This is a genomic window from Pseudomonas hormoni (genome assembly GCF_018502625.1).
GTDB lineage: Bacteria > Pseudomonadota > Gammaproteobacteria > Pseudomonadales > Pseudomonadaceae > Aquipseudomonas > Aquipseudomonas hormoni.
Genome location: NZ_CP075566.1, coordinates 6,403,378 through 6,428,027, shown reverse-complemented (window position 1 = coordinate 6,428,027; position 24,650 = coordinate 6,403,378). Strand labels below are relative to the sequence as shown.

Annotated in this window: 21 protein-coding genes; 15 read left to right on the top strand and 6 right to left on the bottom strand. The window is 60.6% G+C overall.

Translation table 11 applies throughout. The features are described from left to right. Nucleotides 1-92 precede the first annotated feature (92 nt). From KJF94_RS29755 to KJF94_RS29700, 12 genes are all read left to right on the top strand, one after another. Nucleotides 93-1,832 carry a protein-disulfide reductase DsbD gene (locus KJF94_RS29755; protein WP_214380477.1) on the top strand — a complete coding sequence of 580 codons (1,740 nt, stop codon included), beginning with the start codon at nucleotides 93-95 and terminating at the stop codon, nucleotides 1,830-1,832. 131 nt (nucleotides 1,833-1,963) lie between these two features. After that, nucleotides 1,964-2,416: a type II 3-dehydroquinate dehydratase gene (gene aroQ / locus KJF94_RS29750; RefSeq protein ID WP_033059577.1), complete on the top strand. Its 453-nt coding sequence runs from the start codon at nucleotides 1,964-1,966 to the stop codon at nucleotides 2,414-2,416. Between the two features lie 46 nt (nucleotides 2,417-2,462). Then, entirely contained in the window at nucleotides 2,463-2,927 is a 465-nt protein-coding gene (gene accB, locus KJF94_RS29745; RefSeq protein WP_214380476.1) for an acetyl-CoA carboxylase biotin carboxyl carrier protein, read from the top strand. Nucleotides 2,928-2,944: 17 nt separating this feature from the next. Beyond that, a complete protein-coding gene (gene accC, locus KJF94_RS29740; protein WP_017336341.1) occupies nucleotides 2,945-4,303 on the top strand; it encodes an acetyl-CoA carboxylase biotin carboxylase subunit in 1,359 nt (452 codons plus the stop codon). Between the two features lie 323 nt (nucleotides 4,304-4,626). Further along, complete coding sequence (prmA, locus tag KJF94_RS29735; protein ID WP_214380475.1) at nucleotides 4,627-5,505, top strand: 50S ribosomal protein L11 methyltransferase; 879 nt, start codon at nucleotides 4,627-4,629, stop codon at nucleotides 5,503-5,505. Between the two features lie 30 nt (nucleotides 5,506-5,535). Further along, nucleotides 5,536-6,768: a DUF3426 domain-containing protein gene (locus KJF94_RS29730; protein WP_214380474.1), complete on the top strand. Its 1,233-nt coding sequence runs from the start codon at nucleotides 5,536-5,538 to the stop codon at nucleotides 6,766-6,768. Between the two features lie 185 nt (nucleotides 6,769-6,953). After that, entirely contained in the window at nucleotides 6,954-7,964 is a 1,011-nt protein-coding gene (gene dusB / locus KJF94_RS29725) for a tRNA dihydrouridine synthase DusB (protein ID WP_017336338.1), read from the top strand. Then, the gene (fis, locus tag KJF94_RS29720; protein WP_007907419.1) at nucleotides 7,961-8,281 is read left to right on the top strand and encodes a DNA-binding transcriptional regulator Fis; all 321 of its coding nucleotides are present in this window, start codon (nucleotides 7,961-7,963) and stop codon (nucleotides 8,279-8,281) included. Before dusB ends, fis begins: the two co-directional genes overlap by 4 nt. Nucleotides 8,282-8,362: 81 nt before the next feature. Beyond that, on the top strand, nucleotides 8,363-9,970 hold the full coding sequence (purH, locus tag KJF94_RS29715; RefSeq protein WP_214380473.1) for a bifunctional phosphoribosylaminoimidazolecarboxamide formyltransferase/IMP cyclohydrolase: 1,608 nt from the start codon (nucleotides 8,363-8,365) through the stop codon (nucleotides 9,968-9,970). Nucleotides 9,971-10,159: 189 nt separating this feature from the next. After that, a complete protein-coding gene (gene purD, locus KJF94_RS29710) occupies nucleotides 10,160-11,455 on the top strand; it encodes a phosphoribosylamine--glycine ligase (protein WP_214380472.1) in 1,296 nt (431 codons plus the stop codon). A gap of 99 nt (nucleotides 11,456-11,554) precedes the next feature. Beyond that, nucleotides 11,555-14,332: a hybrid sensor histidine kinase/response regulator gene (locus KJF94_RS29705; protein WP_214380471.1), complete on the top strand. Its 2,778-nt coding sequence runs from the start codon at nucleotides 11,555-11,557 to the stop codon at nucleotides 14,330-14,332. A gap of 64 nt (nucleotides 14,333-14,396) precedes the next feature. Then, nucleotides 14,397-14,993, top strand: coding sequence for a MarC family protein (locus KJF94_RS29700; RefSeq protein WP_017336334.1), 597 nt, complete (start codon nucleotides 14,397-14,399; stop codon nucleotides 14,991-14,993). A gap of 53 nt (nucleotides 14,994-15,046) precedes the next feature. Here the strand turns inward: KJF94_RS29700 and KJF94_RS29695 are convergent, their stop codons facing one another. The 6 genes from KJF94_RS29695 to KJF94_RS29670 all read right to left on the bottom strand — a co-directional run bounded on the left by KJF94_RS29695 (nucleotide 15,047) and on the right by KJF94_RS29670 (nucleotide 21,440). Next, nucleotides 15,047-15,844: a hypothetical protein gene (locus KJF94_RS29695; RefSeq protein ID WP_214380470.1), complete on the bottom strand. Its 798-nt coding sequence runs from the start codon at nucleotides 15,842-15,844 to the stop codon at nucleotides 15,047-15,049. Between the two features lie 337 nt (nucleotides 15,845-16,181). Then, the gene (gene cobJ / locus KJF94_RS29690; RefSeq protein ID WP_214380469.1) at nucleotides 16,182-17,885 is read right to left on the bottom strand and encodes a precorrin-3B C(17)-methyltransferase; all 1,704 of its coding nucleotides are present in this window, start codon (nucleotides 17,883-17,885) and stop codon (nucleotides 16,182-16,184) included. Continuing rightward, nucleotides 17,885-18,616: a precorrin-2 C(20)-methyltransferase gene (locus KJF94_RS29685; protein WP_017336332.1), complete on the bottom strand. Its 732-nt coding sequence runs from the start codon at nucleotides 18,614-18,616 to the stop codon at nucleotides 17,885-17,887. The genes cobJ and KJF94_RS29685 overlap by 1 nt, the downstream gene beginning before the upstream one ends. Beyond that, entirely contained in the window at nucleotides 18,616-19,242 is a 627-nt protein-coding gene (locus KJF94_RS29680) for a precorrin-8X methylmutase (RefSeq protein ID WP_008038718.1), read from the bottom strand. The genes KJF94_RS29685 and KJF94_RS29680 overlap by 1 nt, the downstream gene beginning before the upstream one ends. Then, on the bottom strand, nucleotides 19,235-20,542 hold the full coding sequence (gene cobG, locus KJF94_RS29675; RefSeq protein ID WP_214384983.1) for a precorrin-3B synthase: 1,308 nt from the start codon (nucleotides 20,540-20,542) through the stop codon (nucleotides 19,235-19,237). The genes KJF94_RS29680 and cobG overlap by 8 nt, the downstream gene beginning before the upstream one ends. A 145-nt stretch (nucleotides 20,543-20,687) precedes the next feature. After that, a complete protein-coding gene (locus tag KJF94_RS29670) occupies nucleotides 20,688-21,440 on the bottom strand; it encodes a hypothetical protein (protein WP_214380468.1) in 753 nt (250 codons plus the stop codon). 167 nt (nucleotides 21,441-21,607) lie between these two features. Between KJF94_RS29670 and cbiE the strand changes: the two genes are divergently transcribed. Genes cbiE through KJF94_RS29655 form a run of 3 tightly spaced genes read left to right on the top strand, consistent with a single transcriptional unit; the run spans nucleotide 21,608 to nucleotide 24,634 of the window. Continuing rightward, the gene (gene cbiE, locus KJF94_RS29665) at nucleotides 21,608-22,819 is read left to right on the top strand and encodes a precorrin-6y C5,15-methyltransferase (decarboxylating) subunit CbiE (protein ID WP_214380467.1); all 1,212 of its coding nucleotides are present in this window, start codon (nucleotides 21,608-21,610) and stop codon (nucleotides 22,817-22,819) included. Then, nucleotides 22,812-23,909: a cobalt-precorrin-5B (C(1))-methyltransferase gene (locus KJF94_RS29660; protein WP_214380466.1), complete on the top strand. Its 1,098-nt coding sequence runs from the start codon at nucleotides 22,812-22,814 to the stop codon at nucleotides 23,907-23,909. Before cbiE ends, KJF94_RS29660 begins: the two co-directional genes overlap by 8 nt. Next, nucleotides 23,906-24,634 carry a cobalt-precorrin-6A reductase gene (locus KJF94_RS29655; RefSeq protein ID WP_214380465.1) on the top strand — a complete coding sequence of 243 codons (729 nt, stop codon included), beginning with the start codon at nucleotides 23,906-23,908 and terminating at the stop codon, nucleotides 24,632-24,634. Before KJF94_RS29660 ends, KJF94_RS29655 begins: the two co-directional genes overlap by 4 nt. Nucleotides 24,635-24,650 lie beyond the last annotated feature (16 nt).

The window sequence follows — 24,650 nt, the reverse complement described above, 5'->3', positions numbered from 1 at the left end:
GTTCTTCGCGGGCAAGCCTCGCTCCAACAGGGGCGGGGCAATCCGTGCGACTGTCCGCTATCATGCCCTCACCTCCGATACGCGAGATTGTCATGCGCCGTTTGCTTTGCCTGCTGCTTTTTGCCCTCGCCCTGCCGGCCAACGCCGCCGGGTTGCTGGAGGGTCGGCCAAGCGCCACGCTGGGCTCGATCAACAACAGCGCCGACTTCCTGCCGGTGCGCGAGGCCTTTCAGCTCAGTCTGGTAGAAAGCACGCCGCAATCGATCAAACTGCGCTTTGTCGCCACCGAGGGTTACTACCTCTACCGCCATCGCTTTCAGTTTCGCGCCGATCCCGCCGATGTCGCGCTCGGCACGGCGCAATTGCCCAAGGGCGAACAAAAGCACGATGAATACTTTGGCAATGTCGAGGTTTACCACGCCATTCTCGATGTAGAACTGCCACGCACCGATCAACGCGCCTTTACGCTGGCCGTGACGTATCAGGGCTGTGCCGACAAAGGCCTGTGCTATCCGCCTGAAACCGAACGCCTGAGTATCGATGGCAGCAGCGGTGCAGCCATGAGTTGGAGCTGGCGGGAGCTGGCGCTGTTCTTCCTCGCCGGCCTGGGCCTGACGTTCACCCCTTGCGTGCTGCCCATGTTGCCTATCCTGTCCGGCGTGGTGTTGCGCGGCCAGGTCGGTGGCTTGCGCGGCTTCAATCTGTCTCTCGCTTATGTGCTGCCGATGGCCGCCTGCTTTGCGCTGCTCGGCGCGCTGATGGGGCTGTTCGGCGCACAGCTCAATCTTCAGGCGCGGCTGCAATCGGCGTGGGTGCTGGTGCCGTTTGCGATGTTTTTTGCCGTGTTTGCCCTGGCGATGTTTGGCGTCTTCGAACTCAAGTTGCCGCAGGCGATCAGCAGCCGACTGGACCGCATCGCGGGTCGCACCGAAGGCGGCTCGTTATGGGGTGCGGCGGTGCTGGGCGTGGTTTCCAGCCTGTTGGTTTCGCCCTGCGTCTCGGCACCGCTGGCCGGTGCGCTGCTGTACATCAGCGCCAGCGGCGATGCGCTGGGCGGCGGGCTGAAGCTGTTCATGCTCGGCCTCGGCATGGGCGCCCCGCTCTTATTGGTGGCCACGGGCGGTGCAGCCTGGCTGCCGAAAAGCGGGCCGTGGCTGGTCTACGTGAAAAACGCGATTGGCGTTTTGTTGCTGGGACTGGCGATCGGTCTGCTCAGTCGGGTTTTGCCGGGTCAGATCACCTTGCTGCTGATCGGCTTGCTCGCCGGTGGCGTTGGTTTGTTCATGGGTGCGCTGGAGTTCGTCTACAAACCTCCGCGAAAACGCGTCGGTCAGTTGCTCGGCATGTTCCTGCTGTTTTATGCGCTGGCGTGTTGGTACGGCGCCTTCAGTGGCCAGACCGATCCGCTCAATCCAATCGGCCAGCCGCGCATCGTCAGCGGCAACGAGCAGCCGCAACACACCAGCGACTGGCAAACCGTCACCACCCCGGCCGAACTGGATCGCGTCCTCGCCGAGGCCAGATCATCCAGCACCCCACTGCTGCTCGACTGGTACGCCGACTGGTGCATCAGCTGCAAAGTCATCGAGCATGAAGTGCTCAACAACACCCGCGTCGTCGAACACCTCAAGGGCTATCGGCTGATCCGCTTCGACATCACTGCCAGCAACGCAGAACAACGTGCGCTGCTCGACCGCTACAAACTGTTCGGCCCTCCGGCGCTGATGTTTTTTGGCAAGGACGGCGTCGAACGCGCCGATGTGCGAGTGATCGGCGAGATCAACGCCAGGGACTTCGCCGAACGTGTCGCCAAAGCAAATGACCGGATTTAATCAGCCGGTCACATATTTCGCGCAAACATCGGCCATCGTGCTGGCTATTGCATAGAACTGGACAGTCACAAAGGCTTTGCGGCATAGTCGCCGGGTTCTGACAAATGCACACGGATAACAAGGAACAGCAGATGGCGACCCTATTGGTTCTGCACGGCCCCAACCTGAACATGCTCGGCACCCGTGAACCGGGCACCTATGGCGCTACGACACTGGCGCAGATCAACCAGGACCTGGAACGCCGTGCTCGTGAAGCCGGCCATCATTTGCTGCACCTGCAAAGCAACGCCGAGTACGAATTGATCGACCGCATCCACGCTGCCCGCAGCGAAGGTGTGGACTTCATTCTGATCAACCCAGCAGCTTTTACGCACACAAGTGTCGCATTACGTGACGCGCTGCTGGCGGTGAGCATCCCATTCATCGAAGTGCATTTGTCTAACGTGCACAAACGCGAACCTTTCCGCCATCACTCTTACTTCTCCGACGTAGCGGTGGGAGTGATCTGCGGCCTTGGCGCCAGCGGTTATCGACTGGCCCTGGAGGCCGCCCTAGAGCAGCTTGAAAGACCGGCAACAGCTTGAACAACAAGCGTAACGCCCCTGACCGACCCTTGGGAGTTGATGATTCATGGATATCCGTAAAGTTAAGAAACTGATCGAATTGCTGGAAGAGTCCGGCATCGACGAGCTCGAGATCAAGGAAGGCGAAGAGTCCGTACGCATCAGCCGCCATAGCAAGACCCCGGCTCAGCAGTACTACGCACCGGCTCCAATGCACGCTCCGGCTCCAGCGCCTGCCGCTGCTGCTCCGGTTGCCGCCGCTGCCGCTCCAACTGCTCCGGCCGCACCTGTCCTGAACGGCACCGTTGCCCGTTCGCCGATGGTCGGCACCTTCTATCGTAAATCTTCGCCAAGCTCGCCGTCCTTCGTTGAAGTCGGCCAGACCGTGAAGAAAGGCGACACCCTGTGCATCGTCGAAGCCATGAAGATGATGAACCACATCGAAGCTGAAACCAGCGGTGTGATCGAATCCATCCTCGTCGAAGACGGCCAGCCGGTTGAGTACGACCAACCGCTGTTCACCATCGTTTGAACCGCGGAGAAACTTTGATGACTGCGAAGTTGGAAAAAGTTCTGATCGCCAACCGCGGTGAGATCGCACTGCGGATCCTGCGTGCCTGCAAAGAGATGGGCATCAAGACCGTCGCCGTTTATTCCAAGGCCGACAAAGAGCTGATGCACCTGGGCCTGGCAGACGAATCCGTCTGCATCGGTCCGGCCTCGGCCGCCCACTCTTACCTGCACATCCCGGCAATCATCGCCGCGGCTGAAGTGACCGGCGCTACCGCCATTCACCCAGGCTACGGTTTCCTTGCGGAAAACGCTGATTTCGCTGAGCAGGTCGAGAACTCCGGCTTCGCCTTCATTGGCCCGAAAGCCGACACCATTCGCCTGATGGGCGACAAGGTATCGGCCAAGCACGCCATGATCGCTGCCGGCGTTCCAACCGTTCCGGGTTCCGACGGCCCACTGCCGGAAGACGAAGAAACCGCTCTGCGCATTGGTCGCGAAGTCGGTTACCCAGTGATCATCAAAGCCGCTGGCGGCGGTGGTGGTCGCGGCATGCGCGTTGTGCATAAAGAAGAAGACCTGATCTCCTCGGCGAAACTGACCCGCTCCGAAGCCGGCGCGGCGTTCGGCAACCCGATGGTCTATCTGGAAAAATTCCTGACCAACCCACGTCACGTGGAAGTTCAGGTACTTTCCGACGGCCAGGGCCACGCCATCCATCTGGGCGATCGCGATTGCTCACTGCAACGTCGTCACCAGAAGGTTCTCGAAGAAGCGCCGGCACCGGGCATCGACGAGAAAGCACGGGCTGAAGTCCTCGCACGCTGCGTTAAAGCCTGCATCGACATCAACTACCGTGGCGCGGGCACTTTCGAGTTCCTGTATGAGAACGGCGCGTTCTATTTCATCGAAATGAACACCCGCGTTCAGGTTGAGCACCCGGTTTCGGAAATGGTCACCGGCATCGACATCGTCAAGGAGATGCTCAGCATCGCCGCTGGCAACAAACTGTCGTACACCCAGGAAGACGTGGTTATCCGCGGTCATGCACTGGAATGCCGGATCAACGCCGAAGACCCGAAAACCTTCATGCCGAGCCCAGGCACGGTCAAGCATTTCCACGCTCCAGGCGGCAACGGCGTTCGCGTCGATTCGCACCTGTACAGCGGTTATGCCGTACCGCCGAACTACGATTCGTTGATCGGCAAGCTGATCACCTACGGCGCAACCCGTGACGAAGCCCTGGCGCGCATGCGCAATGCGCTGGACGAAATCGTTGTCGACGGGATCAAGACCAACATCCCGCTGCACCGCGATCTGGTCCGCGACGAAGGCTTCTGCAAAGGTGGGATCAACATCCACTACCTGGAACACAAGCTGGCTGGCGACAAGCACTAAGCTTTAGCCCGATCAACAAAGCCGCCATCGGGCGGCTTTGTTGTTTCTGGAGATTGCTACGCAGCCCCTTGTGGCGAGGGAGCTTGTTCCCGCTCGGTTGCGCAGCAACCGCAAAACCATTCAACAAAGTAGCCTCAGACAGACCCGGCTCAGCCATTTTGGGACCGCTTCGCGTTCCAGCGGGAGCAAGCTCCCTCGCCACAGGTCATCCGTTTACACCTGGACCCAGCCTACCCGGTCGTCTTCTGCGTCGCGCTCGCGTAAACTTGCGCGCTTCTCGCAGCCCGCTAGGCTGCAATCAATATTTTTCAAAGGTGCCCGCCATGCCTTGGCTGCAAGTCCGTCTCGCCATCAGCCCAGAACAAGCCGAAACCTACGAAGACGCTTTCCTTGAAGTGGGCGCCGTGTCGGTGACCTTCATGGACGCCGAAGACCAGCCGATCTTCGAGCCGGAACTCAACACCACCCCGCTGTGGTCGCACACGCACCTGCTGGCTCTGTTCGAAGGTGGCACCGAAGCCGCCACCGTACTGGCCCACCTTGAATTGCTGACCGGCAGCCCGCTGCCCGAGCATCACAGCGAAGTCATCGAAGACCAGGACTGGGAACGCACCTGGATGGACGATTTCCAGCCAATGCGCTTCGGTCAACGCCTGTGGATCGTTCCAAGCTGGCACGCTGCGCCTGAACCCGACGCCGTGAACATTCTGCTGGACCCGGGCCTCGCATTCGGCACCGGCACGCATCCGACCACCGCGCTGTGCCTGGAATGGCTCGACGGTCAGGACCTGAAAGACTGCAACGTGCTGGACTTCGGTTGCGGTTCGGGGATCCTGGCGATTGCCGCCCTGCTGCTGGGCGCCAAACAAGCCGTCGGCACCGACATCGACGTGCAGGCGCTGGAAGCCTCTCGCGACAACGCCGGGCGCAACAACATCGCCGAAGAGCTGTTCCCGCTGTATCTACCCGAGGACCTGCCACAGGTTCAGGCCGACGTGCTGGTAGCCAACATTCTCGCCGGCCCGCTGGTGTCCCTGGCGCCGCAACTGTCCAGCCTGGTCAAGCCGGGTGGCCGTCTGGCACTGTCCGGCATCCTTGCCGAACAAGGCGAAGAGGTTGCCAACGCCTACGCCCAGGATTTCGATCTGGACCCGATCGCCAATCGCGATGGCTGGGTGCGCATCACTGGCCGTCGGCGCTAGAATGAGCGCCTGCATAATCCGGATCGCCGCATGACCGACAGCTTCGTCACTCAGTGCCCGCATTGCCAAACCAGCTTCCGCGTCAGCCATGCTCAATTGAGTGTGGCCCGTGGGGTGGTTCGTTGCGGCTCGTGCCTGCAGGTGTTCAACGCCGCCAAGCAGTTGCTTGAGCAGGCAGGCAAGGAAGCGGTCACGCCGGTTGCCCCGGCCATCATCGAGCCTGCGGAGCCGGAACAGCGGGCCATCAGCCAGAAGCAGTGGTCTGCCGCTGAACTCGACCTGGACAGCCTGGACCTGGACGAAGAACTCGCCCGGCTCGAACAGCGGGAAATCCAGCCGACTACCGAGTTCGGGCGCCACCGCGAAGACAGCCTGAGTGCCCGCCGGGATACCACGGAGCCCGACGAAGAGCCTTGGTCCGACAGCCTTTTCAGCGAATCGGCGGCCGATCGCGCCGAAGCGGCTGAAGCCACGATCGCGCCAGAACCGACCGTCGAGCAGAGCATGCCCTCGCGCACCGAGCCCTCGCTGTCCCTGGAACCGGTGGAACTGGACGACGAGACTCTGCCGCCGCAACTGCGCCTGAACGACCCACTCGACGCCCCGCTTCACCACGAACGCCTGTCAGCGAACGACGCCGTTGACGAACTCGACGACGACCTGCCTTCCATCGAACCCTTGCGCAAGCGTCGCGAACGCAGCGAGCCGGCGATGCGTGCCGAGGTTCTGCAGGACCTGACCGACGACCCGCTGCAGCTCGACTGGCAGAAACGCCGATCTCCCTGGGGTCGACGGTTTCTCTGGTTGCTGCTGATTCTGCTCGGTGCCGGCGCGCTCGTCGGCCAGTACATCGCCTACCACTTCGATGAACTGGCGCGCCAGGATCAGTACCGTCCGTGGTTCCAGCAGTTGTGCCCACAAATCGGCTGCACCGTACCGTCCAAAGTCGACATCGCGAAAATCAAGAGCAGCAACCTGGTGGTGCGCAGCCACCCGGATTTCAATGGTGCGCTGGTGGTCGACGCGATCATCTACAACCGCGCGCCGTTCTCCCAGCCGTTCCCGCTGCTGGAATTGCGTTTTGCCGACCTCAACGGTCACTTGATCGCCAGCCGTCGCTTCAAGTCCGGCGAGTACCTCAACGGCGATCTCGAAGGCATGGCGGAAATGCCCCCGCAAACGCCGATCCACATCGCCCTGGATATCCTCGACCCAGGCGCCAAAGCCGTGAACTACAGCCTGAGCTTCCACTCGCCCGAGTGAAACGGTTCAGTGCTACGGGTTTGACGGCACATTTCTGACAGAGACGGCTCAGACCAAACTGCTGGCGATAACCGAATAACTGTTCAGATTTTGTTCAATTCAGCCTTTATCCAGTCATCGAGAGCGGGTATCATGCCAACCCTTTTTCGAACTCTCATGATCCGGCCCCACAACTGGAAAGTCCTATGTCGGCGGTACGCATCGGTCCATACACATTGCACAACGGCTTGATTCTCGCCCCCATGGCGGGTGTCACCGACCAACCCTTTCGTCAGCTGTGCAAGCGACTGGGTGCAGGACTTGTAGTCTCGGAAATGGTCACCAGCGACATGAGTTTGTGGAACACCCGCAAATCGCGCATGCGCATGATCCACGAAGGCGATCCCGAGCCACGCTCGGTGCAGATCGCCGGTGGTGATGCGCAGATGCTGGCGGATGCGGCCCGGGCCAACGTCGAACTGGGCGCACAGATTATCGACATCAACATGGGCTGTCCGGCGAAGAAGGTCTGCAACAAGGCTGCCGGTTCCGCGCTGTTGAAGGATGAAGCATTGGTGACCGAGATCCTGCAGGCCGTGGTGGCTGCGGTTGATGTGCCGGTTACCCTGAAAATCCGTACCGGCTGGGACCGGGACAACAAGAACGGTCTGACGGTGGCGAAGATCGCCGAGCAGGCAGGCATCACGGCGTTGGCGGTTCATGGCCGCACCCGTGCCGATCTGTATACCGGTGAAGCCGAGTACGACACCATTGCCGCGATCAAGCAGGCAGTGTCGATCCCGGTCTTCGCCAATGGCGACATCGATTCACCGGAGAAGGCCCGGTACGTGCTCGACGCGACAGGTGCCGATGGATTGCTGGTTGGACGGGCTGCCCAGGGGCGGCCATGGATTTTTCGCGAGATCGACCATTTCCTGCGTACCGGCGAGAAACTCCCGGCGCTGGAACTGATCGAGGTGGAACGCATTCTGCTAGAGCATCTGGCTGCGCTGCACGTCTTCTATGGAGATGTCATGGGCGTACGCATTGCTCGAAAGCATGTGGGCTGGTATCTCGCAACCCTGCCGGGCGCCAGGGAGTTTCGCGCCCACTTCAATCGTTTGGAAGATACGGAAGCACAATGCGCCAACGTTCAGGGCTTCTTCGCCGAACGTTACAAGAGCCTGACAGGGGACGGAGAAGAGGTGGCCGCATGACGATGATGACCGAGACTTTAGTGAGTGGAACAACACCCGTGAGCGACAACGTGAATTTGAAACAGCACCTCAACACGCCGAGCGAAGAAGGTCAGACCCTTCGCGGGAGTGTCGAGAAGGCGCTGCACAATTATTTCGCCCACCTTGAGGGCGCTGCCGTCACGGATGTGTACAACCTGGTGCTCTCCGAAGTCGAGGCGCCCCTGCTCGAGTGCGTGATGAACTACGTCAAGGGTAACCAGACCAAGGCCAGCGAGCTGCTCGGACTGAACCGAGGCACCCTGCGCAAGAAACTCAAGCAGTACGATTTGCTGTAAGCATTCAATCAAACCAGAAAGGCGCCCGCGTAAAACCGGTCGCCTTTTTTGCTGACTCCTTTGCTTTTGATGGAAATTGAAATGACCGACCAGACTACCCGCCTGCCGATCCGCCGCGCCTTGATCAGCGTTTCCGACAAGACCGGGATCCTCGAATTCGCCAAAGAGCTTGAAGCCCTGGGCGTCGAGATCCTCTCCACCGGCGGAACGTTCAAGCTGCTGCGCGATAACGGTGTTGCCGCAGTGGAAGTCGCGGATTACACCGGTTTCGCAGAAATGATGGACGGTCGGGTGAAAACCCTGCACCCGAAAATCCACGGCGGGATCCTCGGTCGTCGCGGTATCGATGATGCCATCATGAACGAGCACGGCATCAAGCCGATCGATCTGGTCGCGGTCAACCTGTACCCGTTCGAAGCCACCATCAACAAGCCAGGCTGCGACCTGCCGACCGCGATCGAAAACATCGACATCGGCGGCCCGACCATGGTCCGTTCGGCAGCAAAAAACCATAAAGACGTGGCCATCGTGGTGAATGCCAGCGACTACGCCAGCGTCCTCGAAGGCCTGAAGGCCGGCGGCCTGACCTACGCTCAGCGTTTCGACCTGATGCTCAAGGCCTTCGAACACACCGCCGCTTACGACGGCATGATCGCCAACTACATGGGCACCGTGAACCAGGCCGCTGACACCCTCAGCACCGAAGGTCGCAGCGAGTTCCCGCGCACTTTCAACAGCCAGTTCGTCAAGGCTCAGGAAATGCGCTACGGCGAGAACCCGCACCAGAGCGCGGCGTTCTACGTGGAAGCCAAGCCAGCCGAAGTCGGCATCGCCACCGCGACCCAACTGCAAGGCAAAGAGCTGTCGTACAACAACGTGGCCGACACCGACGCCGCGCTGGAATGCGTGAAGAGCTTCGTCAAGCCAGCCTGCGTGATCGTCAAGCACGCCAACCCGTGCGGCGTTGCCGTGAGCCCGGACGCCGAAGGCGGCATCCGTCAGGCATACGAACTGGCCTACGCCACCGACACCGAATCCGCCTTCGGCGGCATCATCGCCTTCAACCGCGAACTGGATGCTGAAACCGCCAAGGCCATCGTCGAGCGTCAGTTCGTCGAAGTGATCATCGCCCCAAGCGTCAGCGAAGAAGCCCGCGCGATCGTCGCGGCAAAAGCCAACGTGCGCCTGCTGGCCTGCGGCGAGTGGTCGGCTGAACGCGCCGCTGCCTGGGACTACAAACGCGTCAACGGTGGCCTGCTGGTGCAGAGCCGCGACATCGGCATGATCGGCGCCGATGACCTGAAAGTCGTGACCAAGCGTGCACCGACCGAACAGGAAATCAACGACCTGATCTTCGCCTGGAAAGTCGCCAAGTACGTCAAGTCCAACGCCATCGTCTACGCCAAGAACCGTCAGACCATCGGTGTCGGCGCCGGCCAGATGAGCCGCGTGAACTCTGCGCGTATCGCTGCGATCAAGGCAGAGCACGCCGGTTTGCAGGTTGCCGGCTCGGTCATGGCTTCCGATGCATTCTTCCCGTTCCGCGACGGTCTGGACAATGCGGCCAAGGTCGGCATCACTGCGGTGATTCAGCCAGGCGGCTCGATGCGTGACAACGAAGTGATTGCTGCGGCTGACGAGGCCGGCATCGCCATGGTATTCACCGGCATGCGCCACTTCCGTCACTAACAAGACAACGGCCGCACTGAAGCCGGCATCTGCTGCGTTGGATCCGACCTCGATGATGCTCATTGCCTAGAGGCAACTCCGCTCATCGAGGTCGACTCCGCCTTGCATCTACCGGCTTCATTGCGACCTCCTACAGCGTAAAGCGCTTTAGGCTTTTAAACAGAATTAGCGTCATCCGAGGTTTTTGAAATGAATGTTTTGATCATTGGCAGCGGTGGCCGTGAACACGCCCTGGCCTGGAAAGTGGCTCAGGATCCGCGCGTGCAGAAGGTTTTCGTAGCGCCGGGCAACGCTGGCACCGCCATTGAAGCCAAGTGCGAAAACGTCGCTATCGATGTGCTCGCACTTGAACAACTCGCCGACTTCGCCGAGAAGAACGTTTCCCTGACCATCGTCGGCCCGGAAGTGCCACTGGTGGCTGGCGTCGTTGATCTGTTCCGCTCCCGTGGCCTGGATTGCTTCGGTCCGACCGCGGGCGCTGCCCAGCTCGAAGGCTCGAAAGCGTTCACCAAGGATTTCCTGGCACGTCACAAGATTCCGACTGCCGACTACCAGAACTTCACCGAGATCGAGCCAGCCCTGGCTTATCTGCGTGAAAAAGGCGCACCGATCGTGATCAAGGCCGATGGCCTGGCCGCCGGTAAAGGCGTGATCGTCGCCATGACACTGGCCGAAGCCGAAGACGCCGTGCGCGATATGCTCGCCGGCAACGCGTTCGGCGACGCCGGTTCGCGCGTGGTCATCGAAGAGTTCCTGGACGGCGAAGAAGCCAGCTTCATCGTCATGGTCGACGGCAAGAACGTACTGCCGATGGCCACCAGCCAGGACCACAAACGCGTCGGCGACGGCGACACCGGTCCGAACACCGGCGGCATGGGTGCTTACTCCCCGGCACCGGTAGTTACCAGCGAAGTGCACAAGCGCGTCATGGACCTGGTGATCTGGCCAACCGTGCGCGGCATGGCCGAGGAAGGCAACGTTTACACAGGCTTCCTCTATGCTGGCTTGATGATCGACAAGGCTGGTAACCCAAAAGTCATCGAATTCAACTGCCGTTTCGGCGACCCTGAGACCCAACCGGTTATGCTGCGTTTGCAGTCGAGCCTGGTGTTGCTGGTCGAAGCCGCCCTGGCGCAAGCGCTGGACAAGGTTGAAGCCCAGTGGGATCCACGTCCGAGCGTCGGCATTGTGCTGGCGGCAGGCGGCTATCCTGGCGACTACGCTAAAGGCGTGGCCATCAACGGTCTGGATGCAGCAGCCGCGCTGGAAGGCAAAGTCTTCCACGCCGGTACGGCACTGGAAGACGGTCAAGTGGTGACGGCCGGTGGTCGTGTGCTTTGCGCTACCGCCATGGGCGCCAGCGTCGATACTGCCCAGCAGCAGGCTTACAAGCTGGCGGCGAAGATTGACTGGGAAGGCTGTTTCTATCGCAAGGACATTGGCTACCGCGCCATTGCCCGCGAGCGTGGCGAAAATCAGGAATAATCGATCCATTCGGTCGGGCAAGGGTTTCAGCCCCTTGCCGGACTATTCCGGCGCCGCGCATAGTTATATTCTGGCATTAACCTACGAAGGGATTTCGCCGTGCGCTGGCTCAGGATTGCCATAGGTTTCACTGTCACCTTGCTGACTTTGCTCTGCATGCTCCCGGCCCAGGCCGCGCAAGGCAGTGGTTGGGCGGTATTGCTCGACGAACAGGGCGACCTGCAGCTGAGCGACATCCGTTCCGCTCGCTACACCAACCAATTCAGCCCCACCGAACTCGAACGCCTCACCGCGGCCGAGCCCGGCGGGGCGCTCTGGCTGCGCTTCAGGCTGTCACCTGGCAAGCACGAGCAATTACTGCGGGTGTTTGCGCCCGACCTGTCGCACCTCAATCTGTATGTGCTGGACGGCGACAAGCTGATCGATCAGTTGAACACCGGCACCGAACAGCCTCAGGGTGAACGGCCATTACCCAACAGCGACTTCATGTTGCCGTTGCCGCAAAGCGACAAACCCCTCGATGTTTACCTGCGCCTGGTTTCCGAACACCAGATGCGGCCCTACATCACCCTGCAATCAGCAATCATGACCGCGGCCAATCAGAGTCAGACGCTGATTTACGGCCTGCTGTTCGGCTGCATCGGCATGCTGGTCCTGCACAACCTGATTCGATACGCGTACACCCGGTCGCGCAGCAGCCTGTGGCTGGCGGGTTGCGAAGCGTTGTTGATGCTCAGCCTGGCGCTGCTGCTGAACCTCGCGGGACCGTGGTTACCGGACTGGCACGCGGTGCAGACACCGGGCGCCTACCTCGCCCTGCTGCTCACCGCACCGTGCGGGCTGATGCTTGCCTACCGCTTCTTCGCCCCGCTCGGCCCGCATCCGCTGAACAAACTGCTGCTTGGCGAAATCCTGCTCATCACTGTCTTCGGCCTGTTGCTGCTGTTCGTCAATACGCTGCCGCTGAACATCATCACCTACACGCTGGTCGCCCTGGCGGGCCTGACGATGTTGTTCGTCAGCGCCTGGCACTGGCAAAAAGGCTATCGCCCCGCACGGCTGTTCGTGGCAGCCATGGTGGTGTTCAACGTCGGCACGCTGATCATCCTGCCGGCTCTGCTGGGGCTGACGCTGATTGAACCGCAAGGCCTGATCATCGCCCTGCTGGTATTCATCTGCATCAGCGGCCTGTTGATGAGTATTGCCCTGAGTGAACGCCAGCGCAGCATCACCGAAGACCGTTTCAGTGTCAGCCGCGACCTCGCCGCCAGCAACGCAGAGATCAACGCCAAGGCCGAATTCCTGGCAAAAATCAGCCACGAAATCCGCACCCCGATGAATGGCGTGCTGGGCATGACCGAGCTGCTACTGGGCACACCGCTGTCGGTCAAGCAGCGCGACTACGTGCAAACCATCCACAGTGCCGGCAACGAACTGCTGACCCTGATCAACGAGATTCTCGACATCTCCAAACTCGAATCCGGGCAGATCGAGCTGGACGATGTGCAGTTCGATCTCAATGCGCTGATCGAAGATTGCCTGAGCATCTTCCGCGCCAAGGCCGAACAGCAGAACGTCGAACTGATCAGCTTTATCCAGCCGCAAGTGCCGCGGGTCATCAGCGGTGACCCGACGCGCCTGCGCCAGACCTTGCTGAGCCTGCTGGAAAACGCCCTGAAGAAAACCGACGAAGGCGAGATCCTGATCGTCGTCGCCCTCGACGAGCGCAGCGCCAAACCACGCCTGCGCATTGCCGTGCAGGACAGCGGCGAGCCGATGGACGCCGAAGAACGCGACGCGCTGATGCACGCCGAACTGCACAGCAAGAACTTCCTCTCGGCCACCCGACTGGGCGGCAACCTCGGGCTGGTGATTGCCCGCCAGCTGATTCGTTTGATGCAAGGCGAATTCGGCGTCAAGAGCGGCGCCAACCAGGGCAGCACCTTGTGGCTGACCTTGCCCCTGGACCCTGACCGCCTCGAACACCCGACCTCCGACCTCGATGGCCCGCTGCAGGGTGCGCGGGTGCTGGTGGTGGACGACAACGACACCTGCCGCAAAGTGCTGGTGCAACAGTGCAGCGCCTGGGGGCTGAATGTCAGCGCTGTCCCGTCCGGCAAGGAAGCGCTGGCACTCCTGCGTACCAAGGCGCACCTGCGCGATTACTTCGACGTGGTCCTGCTCGACCAGAACATGCCCGGCATGACCGGCATGCAACTGGCGGCCAAGATCAAGGAAGACCCGAGCCTCAACCACGACATCCTGCTGATCATGCTCACCGGCATCAGCAATGCGCCGAGCAAGATCATCGCGCGCAACTCCGGGATCAAGCGCATCCTCGCCAAACCGGTGGCCGGCTACACCCTCAAGACCACGCTGGCGGATGAACTGAACCAGCGCAACAAGGGCCTCGCCGTTTCGCCGCTCCTGCCCGCGGGCCAGACCCTGCCGGTCAAGGTGCCCAGCGATTTCCGCATTCTGGTCGCCGAAGACAACAGCATTTCGACCAAGGTGATTCGCGGCATGCTGGGCAAACTCAACCTGCAACCGGACACCGCCAGCAATGGCGAAGAAGCCTTGCAGGCGATGAAAGCCCAGCGTTACGACCTGGTATTGATGGACTGCGAAATGCCGATCCTCGACGGTTTCTCGGCCACCCAGCAACTGCGCGCCTGGGAAGTCGGCAACCAGCGGATTCGCACCCCTGTCGTGGCGTTGACTGCGCACATCCTCGCCGAGCATAAAGAGCGTGCGCGTCAGGCTGGCATGGACGGGCACATGGCCAAGCCGGTCGAGCTGTCACAGCTGCGCGAACTGATCGAGCATTGGGTAGCCCAGCGCGATCAACAGAACCGGGCGACGGCTCAAACGTCCTGAGCCGACAGACCCGGCGACGCCTGATAGACTCCCCCACGACTTCCCTCGCCAGTGAGCTTGCCCCATGCTCCATGTGTTGTTCAGCGTTTACCTGAAGATGCTGGTGCTCTACAGCCCGTTCTTCGTGTTGTCCTGTTTCATCAGCCTGACCCGCGGTTATTCACGCAAGGAACAACGTCGGCTGGCGTGGAAAGTGGCGACGGCCACGCTGGTGTCCAGCGTCTTGCTGTACCTGTTCGGGCGGGTGATTTTCAACGTGTTCGGCATCACCGTGGACGCGTTTCGCATCGGCGCCGGCAGCGTACTGTTCATCTCGGCGTTGGGCATGGCCCAAGGCAAGTCAGCGGTCCAGACCGACAACGTGCAGCAGGACGTCACCATCGTGCCACTGACCATCCCTCTGACCGTCGGCCCCGGCACCATCGGTGCGTTGCTGGTGATGGGTGTGAGCCAGCCGCACTGGGACGACAAACTCACCGCCATCCTCAGCATCGCCCTGGCCAGTTTCACGGTGGGTGTGGTGCTTTATCTGTCGAACCGCATCGAACGGATTCTTGGCGACCAGGGGCTGCAGATTGTCAGCCGGTTGATGGGGTTGTTTGTGTGTGCACTGGCGGCGCAGATCATTTTCACAGGGGTGAAGGGTTATCTGGTGCCCTGACGGCAGCGACGACCAGAAGCCAGAGGCATGAAGCCTCTGGCAAGCGACATGATTTAAACCGGCGAAAACTCCATGAAAACAGCCTCTCTGAGATCATCGAGGAACTTGATGGCCGCCGCTTCTTTCCTCAAGTCCTCTTCATGAATGGTAAAGAGTGCTTTACCTCGATAGATTTCGACATCAGAACTGTTCCAGTCGAAAAAAATAACTTTTGTATTGTTGGCCGATGTGTCGTAACGCACCGTGCCCACGGCCATCGTAACTTCAGCTTCATCGTCTTGCTTGCAAACGGAAACACCGAAGTTTGCGCCACTGGCTTCAATGGCATGACGTTCGAACAGCTTGACCGCATCGGGCTGTTTCTTTAGTGCCTCAATGGTTTTTTCCGCTACAACTTTCAACGCAGCCCCCGCGGGACCCGCCGCGCCACCGATAGCGGAGTAAACAATATCCAGCGCTACATTATCCATCGTCAACTTTGAGGTAGTGGACTTGTAGTAAGTAAATGCACTGTTGTATTCGGTCCAGCCCATGGCGAACATCAGTTTCTTGAAGGCTTCGTAACGGGCGACCTTATCAACTTTATTTGGAAACAACAGCCTCGAGGCAATATCTGCATAAGCGTATGTGTTTTTTACGATGCGCTTGTTACGCCGCGTCATTCCCTCCAGAAAGCCAACGATACCGCTGCCCATGATCGCGGCATTCAATTCATCCCGATCAATGGGTAACTGCACGGCCGCTGCCGAACGTGACTGAATCTTTGGACCGATCAGTTTTAGTTTAGCCTGGCACGCCTCAAGGCACTGATCGAAATAGGCACTCAATTCAACTTCATTCATTTTATTCATTTGAAAATCCATTTAATTTAAATATCAAGCGACCCGAACAAGGTCACTCCAAAAAACTTATATCACTCAACTATGCCTTTCAACTTCAGAAGTAATCCAAAATACTTCCCAAGCATGTAATCAGCGACAAAACTGCAACATCTATATTTAAAACAAGAAGTCGCCCCATATAAAAAACAAAAAACCCTACCCACAAATATAATTCCCAGGCAACGTTTCTCTCCTCAAGCAGGAATTAACCTACACACTCCGATTTATCTTTTTCATCGACCCAAAAAAGCCATGGCAACTCGAGAGCACACTCGGCTGCCATGGCTTTTCAACGAAGAGCAAATCTTCAGGAGGAGGGTTTTTCTCCGTACCAGCGTGGGGTGTATACCCAATCACCGCCACCTGCCCGCGAAAATACGCAGGTCGTGGAAGATCCCACCAGGACCATGGTGCGCATATCCACCTGGTCCGGGGTCAGCTGGCCGAGGGTTGTCACTCGCAACGTCTGGCCCGGGCGGCCGATGTCGCGCCCCAAAACGACTGGTGTCTGAGGCGTACGGTGTCGAGCGACGATTTCCAGCGCCCGGCCAAGCTGCCAGGGACGGGAGCGTGAGATCGGGTTGTAGAACGCCAGCGCCAGATCAGCCTGCGACGCCAGATCGAGACGCTTCTCGATAATGTCCCAAGGCTTGAGGTTGTCCGACAGCGACAACACACAGAAGTCATGCCCCAGTGGTGCACCCGCCTGCGCCGCTGTTGCCAACGATGCCGAGACACCCGGCAAAATCTCCAGATCGACGTTGTGCCATGCGGCATCGGTAGACTCGTGAAGCGCTTCCAGCACTGCAGCCGCCATGGCGAAAACGCCCGGATCGCCCGACGAAACCACCACTACCGAACGCCCCTGCGCCGCCAGCTCGAACGCATGACGAGCGCGCTGCATCTCTTCGCGGTTATCGGTGCAATGCAGCACTTGATCGGCGCGGAACGGGCCGGCCATGCGTACATAGGTTTCGTAGCCCAGCACATCGTTGGCGCGCGCCAGTTCAGCCTTGACCGCGGGCACCATCAGTTCGGCAGCGCCCGGGCCAAGGCCGATCACCGCCAGACGCCCTCGAGGACGGCCGATCGATGACGGGTCCAGAGGCTGCTCGGCCACCGCGATGGCAATGGCGTCATCGCCGAAGATCAAAACAGACGAGTCGATGGCGTTGCGCGCCAGCTCACTGACCGCACCCGCTGCCGAGGCAAAGCGCAATGGCACACCCAGTTCAAGCGCCGCTTCACGCAATGCAGCGCTCGACATTTCGCTGTCTGGAGCCAACAGACACGCCACTGACTGCACTGCGATTTTTGCCTGATGCAAAGCATCGCGAATGGCATCGGGCACATTGGCCACAGGGGCACTGACGGCCACCAAAACGTTGCGCGGATAAATCAAAAGTTCGTTCGCCGCCGGCGTACGCTCGGCATGCCCCACATGAACGGCCAGCCGCGCTTGCGGGTTTTCAGGCAGCTGCGCCTGCGCCAACCACGGTGCTTCGCCTTCGATACGCACTGTTTCACCGGCCAGCAAATCGGAAACAAAGCGCTTGCCCAGTTCCAGGTCGCCGAGGGCATAACCGTTGGGTGGATTAAGCAGGCACGTGCCGAATCGCAACTCACCACTGGTGGTGATCGCCGCCGACACGTTCAGCGCAGCCGCGATTTCCCGCGCCAGCACGTTCACGCCGCCCAGACCGCCCAGCAGCGGCACCACCGCGCTACCGTCTTCGGCAACGGCCAGCACCGGCGGCTCGGCGCCTTTTTCCAGCAGCAACGGCGCCAGTGTGCGGATCACGATACCGGCCGCGCACAGGGCAATGATCGGCGTGTCCTGCTGATAAAGTTCGCGCAGGGTTGCGCCGAATTCGTGATAGACACGGTCCGCGCCTTCAACCCGTTCGGCCAGACCATGGATCACGGCGTCGGGGTACAGCCGTTGAATGTTGCGCGCGGTTGCGAGGCTGCCATTGCCGAGGATGACAATCGCCGGAGCTGGACGAGTCATCAGCCTTGCCACCTTTCACCCGGAACGATGATCAGCGAGAAGTACGGCGAGGACATTGGCTCGACCTGATCCAGCGGCACGATTTTCTGATTGGCCATGGTTGCGCGTTCGACATACAGCGCGCGCTCCGCCAGACCGAGTTCTTCGAGCACCTGACGGACCTTGGGGAAGTTACGCCCCAGCTTCATGATCACCGCCGCGTCGGCATCGGCCAACCGGCGCTTGAGATCGTCGTGAGGCAATACGCCGGACAACACCGACAAGCTCTGATTGCGGTACACCAGTGGCGCGCCGAGTACCGAAGCGCCGCCGAGCATCGAGCAGACACCGGGCACGACTTCAGCCTCATAACGTTCTGCCAGACGATCGTGCAGGTACATGTAGGAGCCGTAGAAGAAGGGATCACCTTCGCAGATCACCGCAACGTCACGTCCGGCATCGAGATGAGCGGCGAGTTCTTCGCCGGCCGCATCGTAGAAATCGCTGATCACCTGTTCATAGGACAGCGGCGCCGGCAACGCTTCGGTCGTCACTGGATACACCAGCGGCAGCAAAGTTTGGGCATCCTGCAAATGCGCTTCGATGATGCCGAACGCATTGCCCTTTTTCCCTTTGGCGACGAAGTACGCCACCACCGGCGATTCGCGCAGCAGGCGCAGGGCCTTGACGGTAATCAGTTCCGGATCACCAGGGCCGACGCCAAGGCCGATCAAACGTCCAGGTTGCTGCATCATTCGATCTCCGTGGCGAGGGCATTGACGGCGGCGGCGGCCATGGCGCTACCGCCCAGCCGGCCTTGCATGATGACAAATGGCACGCCACGGCTGTCCGCCGCGAGCGCGGCCTTGGATTCGGCGGCGCCGACGAAGCCTACCGGGAAGCCGAGGATCAGCGCCGGTTTCGGGGCGCCGGCATCGAGCATTTCCAGCAGATAGAACAGCGCGGTCGGCGCGTTGCCGATCACCACTACGCTGCCTTCCAGGTGCGGGCGCCACAGTTCCAGTGCGGCGGCGGAACGAGTATTGCCCAACTCGCGCGCCAGCTCCGGAACGCTTTCATCGCGCAGGGTGCAGATCACTTCGTTGTTCGCCGGCAAGCGTGTGCGGGTCACGCCTTCTGACACCATCCGCGCATCACACAGAATCGGCGCACCGGCGGCCAGCGCATCGCGCCCGGCCTTGCCCGCACCTTCAGAGAACTGCAGACCGTCAATCGCATCGACCATGCCGCAGGCGTGAATCACCCGCACCGCGAGTTTTTCCAGATCCGCCGGGATTCGTTCGAGGTTGGCCTCGGCGCGAATGATCGCGAAGGAATTGCGATAGATCTCCTGACCGTCGCGGATGTAATCAAGCATCAAAGGGGCTCCGTGAGCGGGCGTCGAGCAAGGCTGCGACCGCTTCAATAGTAAGGTTGCGTGCGTGCAGGGCGCCGAAACCCGGCTGCCCCGCTTCGCGAAAATAGAGGTCGTAATGACCGGGGCTGATCGCCAATAAAGTGACCGGCGCGATATGCGCGGCGGCACAGGAACGCGAGCAGCCGGACAGATGCACGTTCAGCACCTGGCCATGACGCTGCAGCAGCGCGGCCAGTTGCAGGGCGTCGCCCTTGGTGTCGGCCAGGCCTTTGCCGCAGCCACTGGAGCCGGTGCAGGCGATCAACCGTGACAAGGGCTGATCGGCGTCGCACAGCAGGCCCAGCTGATTCAGGCGCCGGATGACTTCATCTGCATTTTCGTGGCAAATGTTCGGCAGCAGCAGGCTTTGCCACGGGGTGAAGCGCAGCGTTGCGTCGCCGTATTCCTGCGCCAACTGAGCGGCACCCCGGAGCATCGCGCAATCGAGCCGCCCCAGCGGCGGTACGGCGCCGACATAGACATGATCGGCTTGCGCCTGCGGATGGGCGCCAATGTGTAGAACGTTTGCGGTCAATGACCGCTGCCAGGCTGCAACGGACTTGAATGGCACCCGCTCGGCCAGCCGCGCGAGGAACCCGGAGGCCGTCATTTCGCTCAGCAAATGGCGCATTCGCGTTTGATCGGGCGCCGCCAGTTCCAGGAACAACTCAAGCACGGCGACCACCAGCGCATGGCCATCTTCCAGCGGAACCGAACCAGCTGGCCCGTCGGTGGGACACCCCGCCAAACCGAAAGCCAACCAACACTCGCCCTCTCGCTCGACAGCGGACAACCACAGATCATGGGGGTGTTCGAGCATCGCCAAGCCTTCCCCCCCATCAAGCTGCACGGCGAATTTGGCACTGAGGTTGTGGAAGGGTTCGTGCTCTTGCAGGGTCGCAAGGATCTGCTGGGCCAGGTCGCGGGTGTCGAACAGCATCTGCCAGTCGATGCCTGCGCTCGGGCTCAGCATCAGATTGCGTACATCGTCGCCCGCCGCATTTGAAGGGCCGAGGCCCGCGGCGAGCAGACTTTCAATGAGCGCGGTCTGCTCATGTTCGATGCCACGAATCTGCAGGTTGGCCCGGTTAGTCGCCTCGATCACTGAACTGCCGTAACGCTGCGCACCATCGGCAATGGCACAGGCCTGCGCAGCACTTACAACGCCACCGGCGAGTTTTATTCGGCAGATACCCCCATCCCTGGCCTGGACGATACGCAGCAGCCCCGGACAAGCCGAGGGGCGTAACGCGAGGGGCACAGAGTGTTTGTTCAAAGGGACGACCGGATCAAAAGTGGAAGCGCCTCCGGATGGAAGCGAGCGGTATTATGCCTGCTTTGCCGTACGGCATCCTAAGACCGCGTGTCGCAAACGCATCCTCCCTCAATCCATCATGCGGCGCCCCTCACAGACGCTCCGAATAAAACTCGAATATGGCGTCAGCGATAATGTCGAGTCGGTCATTTAACGTTTGACGGACCTCGGCAAACCTTTCTCTGTTCAGAGTGAATGGCACGGCACGATGCGTGAGCGTTACGCTGTTCTCGTTCCAGTTCCAGAACAGAAACTCTTCGCGCTGGACTCGCGCCCACAACGAGTAATCATTCAAACCCAATGACAATCGCCCCTGGCTGTCATATTGAGCGGGCGCAATCGCAAACTCCTTGCCACGCAGGCTTCCTTTGGACAATGACCAAAGGGCTGATGGATTAGCCGATAACGCATTAAACATATCTCTGGTAACTTTCGCCATGGGACTGTTAACAGCAGATATCGCATTCAAATAAGCCTGACTTAGTTGACCGGAGAAGCTTTTGTAATACTTCTCGACAACGCTTTCATCTTCGTACTCCCAGCCCATACTCAAAAGCGTGATGGCAAACAGGGAAAACCAACCCTGGGGATCGGTTTGACGATCGCGCTCCTGACTCGCAAACCACTGCGCATACCGCACGCTGGCGTTGACGTCTCGTTTGTCCTGACGAGATACGCCCCTTGCCGTGCTGATCAGATTGCCGCCCAACAACGATCCGGCAGCCCCAGGCGAATCCAGCGTTGCAATTCTCTGAACAGCCTTTGTCTTCTTTACCGGAAAGTCACGTTCGAACGCTTCCGAGTATGCCGTCAAGTCCAGGCACCCTGCTTTCTTAAACTTCATAGTTAATTCCTTTTAAACCATTAATCAGTCATGTGAGAAAGTTCAGGCTATACAACTTGGAAACCACCATCTACCGCTTGGAACACCTAACTTAAAACATTCCATTACTCGCATTCACTGCCGACGCGTATCATGTGCCGCTTTATACAGATGAACAGAGCACACACATGGCACGCTGGCTGACCGTGACAGGCATTGGTGAGGATGGCTTCAAAGGCCTGGGCAAGAATGCCCGGCATGCGCTGTTGGCCGCGTCGAAGATCTTCGGCAGCCAGCGACAACTGGATCTGCTCCCGGCGTGTATCCGTGGCGAACGCCGAGTGTGGCCGAGTCCATTCTCCCTCGATGCGTTGCTGGCCCTGCGTGGAGAACCGGTCTGCGTGCTCGCCAGCGGCGACCCGATGTTCTTCGGCGTCGGCGCCAGTCTCGCCCGGCAACTGCCCAGCGATGAAATGCTGATCCTGCCGGCGCCCTCCTCCTGCTCGCTGGCCGCCGCGCGAATGGGCTGGCCATCGCAGGAGGTGGTCACGCTGTCGGTCGTCGCCCGCCCGATTTCGGCGCTCAACGCGCAGTTATTCAGCGGCATTCGCCTGCTGGTGCTCAGCAACGACGGTCAAAGCCCGGCGGCGATTGCTGCGCTGTTGCGCGAGCGCGGATTCGGGCCGAGTCGCCTTACCGTGCTGGAACATGTGGGCGGTGAAGCCGAGCGGCGCATTGATGGCGTCGCCTGCGATTGGGCCGATCCGGTGATCGCCGATCTGAATCTGGTTGCCATCGAATGCATCGCCGAACCCGATGCGCCGCGCCTGTCGCGACTGGCCGGCCTCCCGGACTCGGCGTTCAAGCACGACGGCCAACTGACCAAACGCGATGTGCGCGCAATCACCCTCGCGCGCCTGGCCCCGGTCCCCGGTGAACTGTTGTGGGATGTCGGCGCCGGCAGCGGCTCGATCGGCATCGAATGGATGCGTGCCCACCCGAGTTGCCGGGCACTGGCCATCGAAGCCGATGAAGGACGGCAACTGTTGATCGAGCAAAACCGCGACGCGCTTGGCGTACCTGGCCTGCAACTGATACGCGGCAAGGCACCGCAGGCCCTCGCCGGGCTCGAGCGCCCGGATGCGATTTTCATTGGTGGCGGCGTCACTCGCGAGGGTGTGCTGGACACCTGCTGGGCTCAGTTAAAACCCGGTGGCCGGCTGATCGCCAACGCCGTCACGCTGCAAAGTGAAATGACCCTGATGGCCTGGCGCGAACGGCACGGCGGCGAGCTGACGCGCATCCACATCGCCCAGGCGCAGCCGCTGGGCGACTTCGACACCTGGCGCCAGGCGCTGCCGATAACCTTGCTGGACGTGGTCAAACCTTTCGATGCGTGACGAAACCGCCGAACAACCCGCATCGCTGCGCAGCGGCCTCACGACGGGCAGTTGCGCCACCGCGACCAGCCTTGCGGCCGCTCGCCTGCTACTCGGCGGCGAGCGCGCGGACGCCGTGGACATCGTCCTGCCCAAAGGCAAGCAGGTGCAGATGCGTCTGGAGTTCTGTCGGCTCCTGGATGACGGCGCCGAGGCCGGCACGATCAAGGATGCCGGCGACGATCCGGACGTGACCCACGGCGCACTGCTCTTTTCTCAAGTCCGATTGAACGCCGAACCGGGCATTCGTTTCAGTGCCGGCCGGGGTGTGGGCACGGTCACCCGCCCTGGACTGGTGTTGGGTGTCGGCGAACCGGCGATCAACCCGGTGCCGCGCAAGATGATCACCGACCACTTGACCTTGCTCGCTGAGGAACACGGTTATCACGGCGGTTTCGAGGTCACGGTGAACGTAGAGGGCGGCGAGGCGCTGGCATTGAAAACCATGAATCCACGGCTGGGCATTCTCGGTGGCTTGTCGATCCTGGGCACCAGCGGCATCGTCCGGCCGTTTTCCTGCGCTGCTTACATTGCCTCGATCCATCAGGGCATCGACGTGGCGAAAACCAATGGTTACCTGCACATCGCCGCGTGCACCGGCAACGCCAGCGAAGACACCATGCGCCGCGTCTACGACTTGCCTGAAATCGCCTTGATCGAAATGGGCGATTTCGTCGGCGCCGTACTCAAGCATCTGCGCAAAGTGCCTGTGGATAAACTCAGCCTGTGCGGCGGCTTCGGCAAGATCAGTAAACTGGCGGCCGGGCACATGGATCTGCACAGTCGGCATTCGAGCATCGACCTGCTGCAACTGGCCGAATGGGCCGCGGCGATCGGCGCGGATCAAGCGTTGCAGCAAGCGATCCGCGAAGCCAACACCAGTCAGCAAGCGTTGGCGATGGCCAGCGCGGCCGGCATCGCGCTTGGCGATGCGGTGTGCGGGCACGCGCTGGCGTTTGCGCGCAGTGTGGTGCCGGCGCAGGTTCAGGTTGAAGTGTTTGCCATCGATCGCCAGGGCGGGATCGTCGGCCATGCGGGAGCTTTTCAATGAAGCGCATCTTGCTGCTCGGCGGCGTGACGGAAGCACTGGCGATCGCCCGTACGCTTGGGCCGGAACACATCTACAGCCTGGCTGGCGTCGGTCGAGTACCGACCGATCTGAATTGCCAGATTCGCGTCGGCGGCTATGGCGGTGCTGAGGGACTGGCGCAGTTCATCCGCGACGAAGGAATTGATCTGCTGCTGGACGCGACGCATCCGTACGCGGCACAAATCAGCCAGAACGCAGCGACCGCCGCGCAGCTGACCGGCATTCCCTCCTGGGCACTCAGGCGTCCGGCCTGGCAACCACAAGCCGGGGATGACTGGCGCGAAGTCAGCGACTGGGCCGGGTTGATCGACGCACTGAAACCGTTCCGCCGACCGCTGTTCACCCTCGGCCGTGAACCCTTGCAACATCTGCATGAAATTCCGCCGGAGCAATTCTGGACGTTGCGCGCACTGGATGTTTATCCGGGCAACGAGCGCTGCGAAGTGATCGGCGCACGCGGACCGTTTCTGATCGACGATGAGCGTGAGCTGTTTGAACGTCGGCAGATTGATGTGCTGATCAGCAAGAACAGCGGCAGCACTGCCACCGAGCCGAAACTGGAAGTGGCGCGGGAACAGGGGGTGCCGGTGTTGGTGTTGAAGCGGCCGGTGTTGCCGGGGGTGGATCGGGAGTTTGGGAGCGTGGGTGACCTGCTAATTGCCTTATCTGTGTCGGACGTTTCCTGAGACCTGCAGTTCCTTG